General features: G+C 51.2%; 8 protein-coding genes. 5 read left to right on the top strand and 3 right to left on the bottom strand.

Features of this window, described 5'->3' with window-relative positions:
- Positions 1-15: 15 nt before the first annotated feature.
- A complete protein-coding gene (locus BLQ36_RS02685) occupies positions 16-3,330 on the bottom strand; it encodes a DEAD/DEAH box helicase (protein ID WP_074513844.1) in 3,315 nt (1,104 codons plus the stop codon).
- A 166-nt stretch (positions 3,331-3,496) separates the two neighbouring features.
- On the opposite strand from BLQ36_RS02685, the gene BLQ36_RS02690 reads away from it, so the two are divergent.
- Positions 3,497-4,576, top strand: coding sequence for a glycosyltransferase family 9 protein (locus tag BLQ36_RS02690; protein WP_074513845.1), 1,080 nt, complete (start codon positions 3,497-3,499; stop codon positions 4,574-4,576).
- 3 nt (positions 4,577-4,579) lie between these two features.
- On the opposite strand, the gene BLQ36_RS02695 is transcribed toward BLQ36_RS02690, so the two are convergent.
- Positions 4,580-5,833 (bottom strand): DAK2 domain-containing protein, encoded by a 1,254-nt coding sequence (locus BLQ36_RS02695; RefSeq protein ID WP_074513846.1) that lies wholly within the window; start codon positions 5,831-5,833, stop codon positions 4,580-4,582.
- Positions 5,834-5,962: 129 nt separating this feature from the next.
- On the opposite strand from BLQ36_RS02695, the gene BLQ36_RS02700 reads away from it, so the two are divergent.
- From BLQ36_RS02700 to BLQ36_RS02710, 4 genes are all read left to right on the top strand, one after another.
- Positions 5,963-8,440: a cell division protein FtsA gene (locus BLQ36_RS02700; RefSeq protein ID WP_074513847.1), complete on the top strand. Its 2,478-nt coding sequence runs from the start codon at positions 5,963-5,965 to the stop codon at positions 8,438-8,440.
- 160 nt (positions 8,441-8,600) lie between these two features.
- Positions 8,601-8,780, top strand: coding sequence for a 50S ribosomal protein L32 (rpmF, locus tag BLQ36_RS02705; protein WP_033171569.1), 180 nt, complete (start codon positions 8,601-8,603; stop codon positions 8,778-8,780).
- 143 nt (positions 8,781-8,923) lie between these two features.
- Positions 8,924-9,109: a helix-turn-helix domain-containing protein gene (locus BLQ36_RS13295; RefSeq protein WP_143558657.1), complete on the top strand. Its 186-nt coding sequence runs from the start codon at positions 8,924-8,926 to the stop codon at positions 9,107-9,109.
- A gap of 326 nt (positions 9,110-9,435) precedes the next feature.
- The gene (locus BLQ36_RS02710; RefSeq protein ID WP_074513848.1) at positions 9,436-9,633 is read left to right on the top strand and encodes a hypothetical protein; all 198 of its coding nucleotides are present in this window, start codon (positions 9,436-9,438) and stop codon (positions 9,631-9,633) included.
- 27 nt (positions 9,634-9,660) lie between these two features.
- On the opposite strand, the gene BLQ36_RS02715 is transcribed toward BLQ36_RS02710, so the two are convergent.
- Positions 9,661-11,670, bottom strand: coding sequence for a clostripain-related cysteine peptidase (locus BLQ36_RS02715; protein ID WP_143558658.1), 2,010 nt, complete (start codon positions 11,668-11,670; stop codon positions 9,661-9,663).
- Positions 11,671-12,594: the final 924 nt, after the last annotated feature.

The following is a 12,594-nucleotide window of genomic DNA, read 5'->3' on the forward strand; positions in this document are numbered from 1 at the left end:
TTATGCCATCTCCCATCAGCGGTGAGCAAACAAATCCTTGATTTCTTCTTCGCTGAGCTTGGACAGGAAATTCTCCCCTGGCTGTATCATCTGATCGATAAGGGATTTTTTCTTTTCCTGCAGCTCGTAGATTTTCTCCTCCACGGTGCCTTTGGTGATAAACTTCAAAACCTGAACGTTGTTCTTCTGTCCTAAGCGGTACGCCCGGTCTGTCGCCTGATCCTCCACCGCCGGATTCCACCAGGGGTCAAAGTGGATGACCATATCGGCCCCAGTGAGATTCAGCCCGGTCCCCCCCGCCTTGAGGGAAATCAAGAACACGGGCATATTTCCCTCATTGAATAGCTTCACCAGGCGAATGCGCTCTAAGGCTGGCGTAGAACCATCCAGGTAATAATAGGGAATCCCCAACGCCTTTAAACGCTGGCCGATATGTTCTAGCATCGTCGTGAACTGGGAAAACACCAAAATCCGATGGCCACCTTCCACCGCTTCCCCTACGACCTCTTCCAGCATATCCAGCTTGCCCGAACCACCTTCGTAGCCATCCAGGAACATGGACGGGTCACAGGCAATCTGACGCAGTCTCGTCAGGATTGCCAGAATCTTAATCCGGTTATCCCCGAAGCCATTCTGCCGCAGCTCTGCCGCGAACTCCCGCTGACTGCGGATAAACCAGGCCTGATAGACCTTCTCCTGCTTCGGCGTCATCTCATTGACCATCTTGCGTTCCACTTTATCCGGCAGTTCCTTCAAGACATCTTTTTTCATGCGGCGCAAGATAAAGGGCATGACATGGCGCTTGAGGTCATGAAGTGACCGCTCATCCTGTTCGCGGACAATAGGCGTCTCATACCGGTCCTTGAATTTCTTATGGGTAAGCAAATAGCCCGGCATCAGGAAATCAAAAATCGACCAAAGCTCTGTCAAGGTGTTCTCAATAGGCGTTCCCGTCAGCGCGAAATAGCCCCCGGTCTTTATCTTCTTGACCGCCCGAGCATTCTGGGTCGTCGGGTTCTTGATATGCTGCGCCTCATCGAGGAAGGTATACCGGAACTTGATTTTCTCATAGAGCTTGATGTCCCGCTTCAACATGTTATAGGTGGTGACCAGCACATCATAGCCAGCAGCGGCATCCGACAGGATTTTTTCGCGCTGCTCCTTATTACCAGCAACAGCTTCCGCCTTCAACTCCGGAGCAAACCGCTGGATTTCATCGAGCCAATTGTACATGAGAGAAGTCGGCGCCACCACTAGGGACGGCAGCTGCTGCTCGGCTTTTTTCGAAAGCAGAAACGCAATGACCTGCAAAGTCTTGCCAAGGCCCATATCGTCAGCCAAGATTCCTCCCAGATGATAATCCGCCAGGGTAGATAACCAGTTGAACCCCGTCACCTGATAATCCCGCAGTACTCCCTTAAGACTTGCGGGCACATCGTACTCAGCTTCCTCTGGGCGGCGGATATCCCGCACAATCTTGCGGAACTCGCGGCTGCGCTCGAGCCGCAGATTCTCATCTTCCCGCACCAGCTCATCCAGATACATGGCATGGGAAAGAGGCAACTCCACCGTGGCCCCATCCGTCGCATTGGCCCGGGTAATGCCGACATTTTCGACAAAGTCCGCAATAGCCTGCATCTGCTGTTCTTCGAGCGTAACAAAGGTCTTATCCTTCAACCGATGATACCGGCGCTTCGCCCGATAGGAATCCAAAATATCCATAAGCTCGGAAAAATCCAAATCCTTCATATTGAAGGTGACTTCCAGCAGATCCATATCGTTGACACTTACCCCAGCCGATACCTTTGGCATCGGGCGAACCGGCCGCTTCACGAAACTGTCTTCGTAGAATACATCCACCCAGTCCGGCAGCATTGGCAGTTCTTCTGTCAGGAACTCGTAACTCTTTTCTTCATCCCGCTGGACCAGCTGATCCCGTTCCTGTATAAAGCCACAATTTGCCAACCTGGTCATAATTTCCTGTTCACCGCGGGCATCCCGCACCAAACGGCGGCCATCCCGCAGGGGAGGTTCCGCCGTCACCAGGGGGTTAAACCTGGCATCACCATAGCAGAGCATGGGCCGGACGGCCACCCCATCACCGGCATAGTCCAAAAAGAGCTCTGCCGTCAGCGGCTGGAGCATGTACTGTTCCAAAAATTTCGGGTCCACCTCGACCTCTGCCGCTTTTTCCAGCCGTGGCAGCACCTCACTAAAAAAACGCCCCATTTCTGAACGCGGCACCTCAATCCGGGAAGTGGTCCGGAAGGACTGCCAAAGGGGCTTCACCGCCCGGGCAAACTTGGCCGGCACCGCATAAACATGCTGGTTTTGATACAGATATCGGCAGTCTTCATCCAGCGGCATCAAATCCTCCGTCTCGAGGCTCACCACGCCCCGGCCGCTCTTGTCACGAATGCTCACGGCAACTGGCGGCTCCGACTGGCTTCCCCGGACGTCACCGATTTCCGCGCCGTTTATGCGCATTTCAAAAGGGGTATCCCCCATAATCGCCAAAAAACGTCCGAGATTATCCGGCGACAATTTGAACTGTTTCTGTTCAAAAATATAACTGTGAAAACCGGAATAGTAGTAGCTCCGATTTGGGCTATGTACCAGCACATCCTGCTCCAGCCGATGGGCATCAACGAGCATCTGATACAGCTTTTCCGAAACGGGATCTGCCCAACGGATATCCGAAAGCGCCACTTCGGCATTGCGCCCTAAAGGCCAATTGCTGCCCTTTTCCATCTCCCGCAAGAAGGTCAGTACATCGCGAATGATGTAAAGCCGGTCGATGCCAAAGCGAAATTCCAGCCAACAATGGGTGCTGCCATAAAGGTCTTCCACAAACAGGCGGGGAACCAAATACGCCGTCTGGCTGGCACTTCGATACCCAGCTTCATCCACCCGGTCCGCGTCGGCAAAGAAGCGGAACATCCGGCGGCTGCTGACAGAACCGCCCCGTTCCTCTTTACTGCGTACATCGTAGGATTCCTTGAGATGTTGAAAAATCGCCTGCTTGGAAGACAGTTCCTCTTCATCTTCCACCTGGTCATCCTGAATCGCTTTCAGCACCGCCACCACATGCTTGCAGGCACCGAGATACTGTCTGGCTGCGGGGCATTCACAATGGTATTGTTCGATGCCGCTCTCATCCTTGGACAACTGAACTTCCACTTCATAGGAAATCGAACCTTCCACCTGTCCCCGGTAATGATGAGGGCGAACCTGTTCGAGGCTCTTCACCCGGCCTTGGTTAAAATACCGCACCCCACGGCTATAGGCAACATCACTTGCTACCGTGCGAATCATCATATCTTTCAGCAAGTCCTGCCACTCCTTTTCTCCTACGTTAAAAAACCATGGGAATGCTTGAATCCCTCAGGTTTACTATGCTAAGATAAAGCTATCATTTCAATCGTAAAATGGGCCATAGCCCATCTTTTCATTCTACTATGGTCCGGCTGAAAAACCAACTAAAAAAGGGAATTTTATGCAGAAAAAAAATACAGAACCAGCAGACGGCACCCGCATCCTCATCGTCCGCCTCAGTGCCATTGGCGACGTGCTGCATGCTACTGCTGTCGTCCACAATCTAAAACGCATCTATCCAAACTGTCATCTCACCTGGCTTGTAAGTCCACCAGCTGACAGTCTGTTACAGAACAATCCCGATATTGACGAGCTCCTGATTTGGGACCGCCGTATCATCGACAGGGCCTTTGCCCAAAAGAAATTCGGCACCGTGCTGCGCTGTCTAAAAGACGCCAAAGCCTTGCTGGATGCTCACGAGTTCGATATTGCCTTGGATATCCAAGGACTCTTTCTCAGCGGTATTCTGACCCGGCTCAGCGGCGCGCCCCGCCGCATTGGCATCCACGAACGCCACGAGGGCAACTTCCTCTTTATGAGTGAAATGGCCCCGGACATCGATGACCCCCATAAGATTCGCCGCTATATGACTGCCCTTTCCCCCCTGGGAATAACCCCTGCCGATTTCCAGCCGGGGCTTATTCTCCCCCTTACCGACAGCCAACGAACCTGGGCCAAGGAATTCTGGCAAGCCCATGATATCGAAATCGGCAATCCCAACCGGCCCCTTTTGCTAGTCAACACCCGTACCACTTGGCCGGACAAAAACTGGCCCGCCCAAAATTTCGGCCTGGCCCTGCGCCAGCTTCCCCCGGCGGTACAAATTGTCTTTACCGGTGCCCCCGGGGATATTCCCTATATCCAGGAAGCCCAAACGGTATTAGGCCGTCCCAGTCTTTCCATCGCGGGAAAAACCAATCTTCATGAGCTTTCAGCCCTGTTTGCCGAAGCCGACTTGCTGCTCACTGGCGACACTGGCCCCCTCTACATTGCCGAAGCCGTCGGACTTACCACCCTTTCCCTCTGGGGGCCAACTCATCCTAATATTTACGGCCCCCTCACTGCAGGTCATCACTTTATCTTAAGCCCCCACAGCTGTACGGCCTGCTGCAAAACAAAATGCAGGCATAAAACCAATGCCTGCATGAACGCTATTGAACCCAGTGTCGTCACCAAGGAACTGATGAACTTGCTGAAATAGCGATTATTCTTTTTCCGCTTGCCGCGTCATTGCCTTCGCGTTTTCCTCGGCCGTTTTGGACGGAGCAAAGGCCTTGATAGCCCGAGCCTGCTGATTTTTATCCTCGCAGAGAACCAGCTCTACCCGGCTCCCCACCAGCCGTTTTGCCTGCTGGAACACCAGCCAGAAATCACGGCTCCAAGAAATCATGATATAGGCATCGGCAAAATCACTGTGAGCAGCGCTTACCAGCTCCGCCACCGAGGGGCCGTCCTCTTCACTGCCGCTTACGATGATGTTAATACCGGATTCCTGCATCTCCCTGGCCTGGACTTTATTTTCGGCCACCGCCAGCATCGCCACGGGAATCAACGCCCCATGGGGAGGAAGTTCGTGGGCTTCACTCATATTGGTTACGCGAACATCTTTGATGGAACCCCAGCCCACTGACTGCTCGATAACCTTGCCGGGATGATCCGTATGCAAATGAACAGCAAGGCCTCTTCCCTTCGACTGAACCAACACAAAACTCGAATACTCATTGAGCTGTTCTTTAAAGGCCTGAATATCCACTTTCGGATTTCCCACGGTAAAGCGCACGCAGTAGGGACGAACTACATCATTGCGCGGATCCGGCATACCAGGCTGCTGCGCCTCAAGCCCCAGGGACAAGCTGACCGCTGGGGAAACGAAATTGCCATCCAGCCCCTTGAGGCAGCCTTTAAGGAACGTAAACATGATGCGGGCGCCAGCGTCTTCACTGCCGATTTTTTCCAGTTCCTTTTCGCCGGTTCCGATGGCCGCTTCCAAAATCTCCGAAATCGGTTTGTTGTCGCGAACCGCATGATAAGCGCCTTTGGCCACAGCCTTGGCCAAGGTGATAATCGGCCTTTCCTCCCCCCCAGGAATCACGCGCTGGGCATAGAGGATTCCGTACTGAAAAGCCTTGCCAAACTCGGAGGAGGTTGCATTGTACTTGCCCGACAAGCCCTTCCCCAGGCCGCGGAACATCTGGGCCAATACCACTCCGGCATTCCCGCGGGCGCCGAAAATCGCCCCGGATGCTACCCGCCGTGCCAAGCCGCCAATGCTGTCATCCTTCACATCCCGCAGGGGCATCACCGCAGCCCCCATGGTCCGGAGCACATGGGTACCTGGCCGGTGCCCGGCTCCCTTCATCTCATTTATGGTCTCATACTCAAGCAGGAACTCACTATAAGCGCCACTTACCATGCGCTTGAAATCACTACCCGTTATTACTTCTTTATTTCCTGTCATAACAATCACACCCGCTTCTTTTTAGTTTGTATGTCCCGTAAATTTTCTGCTAAAAACAGGATTCCTTTATATACTTCGCGAAATAAGTAAAATAACCTTTTAAATTCTGAAATAACAAGGAGTTTTTTTATGCCTACAATAAAAGAGCCGGCAAAAGCAAAAACTGCCGCCAAAACAACGGCACCGGCCAAGAAAACGGCTGCGCGCAGCAAGACCGCCAAAGCAGCAAAAACCACCAAAGAACCTGCGGCCAAAAAAGCCAAAGGAGAGCGCATCTTCTCCCTCGATATTGGTACCCGCAGTGTCATCGGCATCGTAGCCGAACACGATGAAACCGACGACCAGCTTCACATCATCGCCACCGACCGGCTTGAGCACAAGACCCGTGCCATGCTGGACGGTCAGATTCACGATGTGCCGCAGGTTGCCGCCATCATCGAGAAAGTCAAAGCGTCTCTGGAAGCAAAAACCGGCCCCATCAAGAATGCCGCCGTCGCTGCGGCTGGCCGTGCCCTCTACACCATGACCGCCGAGGCCGAAATGGAGGTCAACGGACTCATCACGCCAGAGCAGCAGCGCAATCTGGATTTTGCCGGCGTACAGGCCGCCCAGGCAGCCCTGACGGACTCCCATACGGTGGACGACCCCACTCGTTACTACTGCGTAGGTTACAGTACCATTCGCTATGTTTTGGATGACATCCAGCTCAAATCCCTCGTGGGCCAGCGCGGCAAAAAAGCCAAAGCCGTCGTCATCGCCACCTTCCTGCCCCGTCAGGTTATCGACTCCATGCAGTCAGCACTCCATGCCACGAATCTGGAGATGCGCGCCCTGACCCTGGAGCCGATTGCCGCTATCAACGTATTGATTCCGCCCACCATGCGCCATCTGAACCTAGTGCTGGTCGATATTGGCGCCGGCACCTCCGACGTGGCCATCACCAAAAACGGCTCCGTCATCGCCTATGGCATGGTGCCACTGGCCGGCGATGAGGTCACGGAAGCCATCAGCCAACGCTTCCTGCTGGACTTCAATGTGGCGGAAGACATCAAACGCCGCGCCTCCAACGGCGAAGACGTTTCCTTCACCGATATCCTCGGCATGGAATACAATCTCACCGCAAAAGAAATCATCGACCCGGTATTGCCCAACATCGAAAACCTGGCCGCTGCGATTTCCAAGCAAATCATCGAACTCAACGGCGACGCCCCCCAGGCCGTCATGCTTGTGGGCGGTGGTTCCCTAACCCCAAACCTGGCTGCCTTCGTAGCCGATGCCCTAGGCATGCCCCAGAACCGCGTCGCGGTTCGCAAACCAGACAAGGTCGATGGCATCACCGACCTGCCGGAGGAACTTCACTCCCCCGACGCCGTCACCCCATTGGGTATCTTGAAAATCGCCTCCCTGAACACCTTGCATTTCCTTTCGGTCTACGTCAACGACGAGGAATACAGCCTGTTCAACTTCCGGGAGCTCACCATCTCCGATGCCCTCTTAAACGCCGGCATCAACATGCGCAAATACAACGGCCATCCAGGACTTGGCCTCATGGTCAGCCTGGGTACGGAAAAGAAATTCTTCCCGGGCACCCTTGGCACCTTCGCCAAAATCCTGCTGGGTGACGAAGAAGCCGACCTGGATACCGTCATCCATGACGGTGCTCACATCACCATCATTCCCGGTGAAAACGGCACCACCCCGACGGTTCGCCTTGGCGACCTGGTCACCGCCGGACAGGAATATACCATCTATGTCAATGGCCGCGAAAAACACATCCGCCAGCATGTCACCATCAACGGCAAAGAAGCTTCTGCCGACCAACTGCTGGCCGATGGCGACGTCATCGAGAGCCGCGAATTCAAAAGCCTCGGCGAAGCCCTACTGGCCGCTGGCTATCCGCCGACGGGCCGTAAAATCCATTACAAACTCAACGGCAGTGATTCCAGCTACAGCTGCACGCCAGAAATTCTTTTGAACGACGCGCCGGCCAGCATCTCGATGCCCATCCACGAAGGCGACCACATCGAATACATCGCTGACGAAGAACCAAAACTCGGCGATGTTCTCGATGTCAACGATGCCGATACCTCTATCGTCATCTACTACGAAAACAACGAATATCAGATTCCGTCGGCCAGCATCGAGCTCATGGTAAACGGCCGCAAGGCCAGCCCGGGCACGCTGATTGATGACGGCTGCGAAATCACCTATGTGAAATCCGAGCGCACCGCTACCACCGTCAGCGACGCACTGTTAGCGGTAAACTTTCAGCCGCCAGCTGCCACCAGCCGCATGACCTTTACGATACTCGTCAACGGATTGCCGGTAGACTTCACGGACCCGGTCAAAAACGGCGATATCCTCGAAGTCAAATTGACCTCGCTGGACAAAAACAACGAAACGCCAGCGGCACCAACCACCAATCCTTCCGGAGTACAGACGCTTACCAGCATCAACGCCAGCGCTTCCCGCACCAATCTAAGCAGTGTTCCTTCGGCCACGGCCCACTCGCCGCTATCGAATTTCACGGGAACCTCCACGGCAGCACCATCGGCACCGGCTGCGCCGCAGCGCCGCACCATTGCGGACTTCATCCGCAAAGACTGAAGGCTGCCGAAAATTTTACTTGCATAATAGCCCGAAAAAGGGTATCATAGTAACATGTGTCAACGCACATTAACCACGTGAAATGAATCCATTCAGCATCAACCCATTGCATGGATTTCACTAACAAGGAATAAGATTCACTCCGGAGGTGAAAATCAACATGGCAGTACCAAAGCGTAAAACTTCCAAAGCACGCCGCGACCAGCGCCGCGCTAACTGGAAGCTTGAAGCACCGGGCTTCGTAGCATGCCCGCAGTGCCACGAACCGAAAATGCCTCATCACGTATGCTCGGAATGCGGCTACTATGATGGCAAAGAGGTCGTTAAAGCAGCAGAATGATGCGATAAATAACAGGGTAGCCTATAGGCTGCCCTGTTATTTTTTTGCCTGGACAGCTGTCATTGACACCATCGCTATTTTATGGTTTAATGATAGCGATTATCTTATATAGGACATTTACCATCCAGAAAGGAGTCATTTCTTTGATCATCCGTTCATTCCGTGACATATCCAGAATCCGCACAGCCCGTCTCGACCAGGGACTTACCTGCCGTCAGCTGGCACTCAAATGCGGCATCAAACCATCGACACTTTTAGAATTCGAATGCGGCTATCGCCCAATTTGCGCGAACACCTACCGTCTGCTTCTCAATGCACTGAATCTCTAATTATCTTAGGCTATTCACCGAATTGCTGTGGAGAGCCCATCGATGAAGGCAGAAGATATACAACCAAGGGAGCTCATGGACCACATCCGTCCATGAGCTCCTTTTGTTGTACCGTCTTTTAAACCATTCACATCGTTCTTTCCAGCACACACTTTGTTAACAACTATTGGTTGTTTCCAATTATAAATGTATAAAATTCACAGCTATCATCAAAAAATTGTACAAGATTACATTCCTATTTTACTCTGATTGGTTTATAATAATAGCAAGAATCAATAATCGACAATTATCGAGCAACATGGATATTACTTGAGGAGAACGGTTATATGGAAAAATCTCTCAACGAACTTTGCCACCTCTGCAACAGCATGAATGGATTACAACAAGAAATCAGCGATATGGAAGATTGCTTGCTGCATTGGGATAAAAAACTAAAAGACTCCCTAGAGCAAATGATGAAAACCCATTGCGTGATGAATATCTACCATCCAAAAGGACAATATAGCAAAAGCCAGCCGATTTGAAGGCTGGCTTTTTTATTGGTTGATAAGTTAATTGGAAGTAGTGATTTTTCCATTCTTTATGGTAAAGCTTACCATATTGGATAAGGCACTTTTACCAGTTGGAGTGACAAATTCAAAGAAATATCCGTACATTCCATCCCCCACATCCTCATCGGCAAACCTCGGATTATCCCCTGCTTTAAATGTGTCTACATCCACTTCCTGCGGCTCATTATCATCCCCCGAAAGCATCATACCATAATGAACGGTGGTTATCTGATCATCCTTTTTCAGTTGAATCAGATTACGGCTTCCCATGCCGTTGTTGTCTATCCCTTTACGGGCACCGAGAATATGGTATTTTTCATCACCGTAGTTATAGGCTACCTCCAAATTGCATCTTTCACCATTAAGCTTAATCGGCACCGCATAGAGATTATAGCCATTATCCTCCGCTGTGATTTCCACATAAACAGGATGCCCATTCAGCATCGGCCACTTGCCGAAGAAATTATCCTTGAACACCCCCTTGTCCCAGTCAGCCACAATATTGGTATCACTGCCCAACATTAGAAGAATATCATCTTTTTCCGAAATATAAACCAACTGGCAATGAACACTGGAAAGTATATCCATTTCCCTGTCATTCAAGGTAACAAAGGCATCTCCATTAGAATCAATATCGACAAACTTATCCTCCAGCTTATCCACCGGGAAAAAATTCTGAGCTTGGGCATCGTTTTCATGTACCTTGGGAACGGTAGGAATGTCTTGCGAAATACCTTTGCCCACCAAATCCTTGGCTTCTTGTGAAAACACCCCCGAAATCATATAATGATACAAACATTTCTGCGGCAGTGGCACAGCCTTCTGCTCTAAATATTTTTCCAACACCCTCCAGTCGCCATCATAAGCGTAAAAACCAGAAATGCCTTTTCCCTGACTGCGGTACTTTCCCTGCACTTTATATACCACCGCGTTATCTACGGCGTTCATCAGTCCGCGAGAGGTTAGGGGCAATAATCCGGTAGTCCTGCTGGCCAAATCACCTAAATCCACCATATCCGAATAACCCTGTTCCTTGTTATTGCCGCCATAATTTTCCGCTTTCTGGGCACTGCGGCCAAATTCCGCGAAAAATCCCCCCGAGTTATTCGAAGCCAGCTTCAAGGCCTCTATCCCATAATTTTCATAAGCCCTTCCCAAAGCCGGAATCTTACTTATGTCAATCACCGACAAGGTAGCCGTATCTGCCGTCCCATACTCTCGGCAGCCTTTCATATAACTATCGCAGATAACCCGTCCTAATTCAGCACCGCTCATATAAGGATTATTGGCCAAAGCGCCAACCCATCTGGTATAATCCCAGCCATTCCCCGGTTCGCTTTCCTCAGAGGCCGTCATATAGCGGGTTATGCCCTTCAAGGCATTAGCCGTATCATAACTAGCCATCATACAGGCATCAAAACCAATCATTTCAAATGGTGGATTTGACTCCGAAGAGCCATAAACCTTCGTAAAGGCGTTGGTAATATCATTCAGGCTAAGGGAATTGCCCGTACGCTCATCCAAACAAACACCACCAACACTGCCACCACCATGATTCCAAAATACGAAGGCCTGGCGCAAATTATCGCCAGCAAAGGCCCCCTTACCCACATTCAAAAAAGCCTCCAATGTTTCGGCGGCCCCCATATCGGCATCTTCATAGCGGCCTATTTCTTTAATGCCGTTACGATCATATAGATATAATCCCAGTTCCCCCGGCTTCATCATGTCGTTTTGCCAATTAGCAGTGCCACCGGTAATGATAAACACCCGGACATTTGGCGGAAGCTTTACTTTCGTAAGCTCAATTAAATCACTGGTAGCAAAGCCATTTTTTGATTCCAAATCAGAGCCGCAAATGTACCAATAAATCAGCCAGTTATCCCCTGCCTGATTGGCTGCCTCAGCCTGAGAATAAACGTTAAGCTTACCACACCATGCCAAAACAGCAAAAATAAGCATTATCGTCAGACAAAATTTCCCCAATATATTTCTTGTTAGTCTGTACATCTTCATCCCACCTATTCATAAAACATATAGAGAGAGCAATCGGCTCATTAGGATTATAACCTTATTCGCCATTTTAGGCGAACCTTCCTCCCTAGTCATGAGAATATGAAAAGCCCCCAAAAACACGCACAAAAAAAGCCTCGTGAAAACTCACGAGACCAATGATTTCAATGGCAGAGAGGGTGGGATTCGAACCCACGGTGGCTATTAACCACACTTGATTTCGAGTCTTGCCCGAGGAGAGCGAAAACGGATTTCTCCTCATGTCTGCGAGGCGTGTACTGGTGCGGAGTGGCGGAGTCCTTGATGGGATTGGGGAGCGGGCGGGGGAGATTAGAAAACTGGTTGATTCGTGACGTTTAGTTCCTTTTAATAGCTGATGGATTTCTTCATGGTAACCCGCTTATTACCCGCTGTGGGGGTAATAAACATTATGAGGATGCAAATCTTTGAGATTGTGAATGGTTGAGTAAGGAAAGGCGTGGACTTAATTTATCGCAATCAACAAAATCATATACTGGAAAACGCTGACAAGCTCTATGTGGATAGCATAGGGCTTTTTTTTTTAGGAAAAAGTCAAATGGGGATTTATTCATTTTGATGGGAGTTTATGCAGGGGCTTTCCTTATTGTCTATATTAGCGAGTTGACTGGTCAAAGGCAATGCGTTTTTTTATTGGTCAAAAGGTTTCCCCGCCCTGCGGCATCCCTGCTTTGGTGGACGCTGGCACCCATGACGACGTGCCACCGCCACGGACGGCCAGCGTCCACGTCGCAGAGGGACACCGCGCCCCGCCCTTTGACTCATCATCGGCACTGGAAAGCTAGGCGGAGCCGGACTGTCCGCCTCCGTTCCCTCGTTTCTCCCTCCGTCAGGTCAGGCCGTGACGTGCCACCGCGTCCCGACCTTCCTCCCTCCGGCGCT

This window comes from Selenomonas sp. WCT3, assembly GCA_900100835.1.
GTDB lineage: Bacteria > Bacillota > Negativicutes > Selenomonadales > Selenomonadaceae > Selenomonas_A > Selenomonas_A ruminantium_E.

Coding starts and splice junctions, on each gene's coding strand:
- BLQ36_RS02690 (WP_074513845.1), top strand. CDS start 3,497: ATGCAGAAAAAAAATACAGAACCAGCAGACGGCACCCGCATCCTCATC.
- BLQ36_RS02695 (WP_074513846.1), bottom strand. CDS start 5,833: ATGACAGGAAATAAAGAAGTAATAACGGGTAGTGATTTCAAGCGCATG.
- BLQ36_RS02700 (WP_074513847.1), top strand. CDS start 5,963: ATGCCTACAATAAAAGAGCCGGCAAAAGCAAAAACTGCCGCCAAAACA.
- rpmF (WP_033171569.1), top strand. CDS start 8,601: ATGGCAGTACCAAAGCGTAAAACTTCCAAAGCACGCCGCGACCAGCGC.
- BLQ36_RS02710 (WP_074513848.1), top strand. CDS start 9,436: ATGGAAAAATCTCTCAACGAACTTTGCCACCTCTGCAACAGCATGAAT.
- BLQ36_RS02715 (WP_143558658.1), bottom strand. CDS start 11,670: ATGTACAGACTAACAAGAAATATATTGGGGAAATTTTGTCTGACGATA.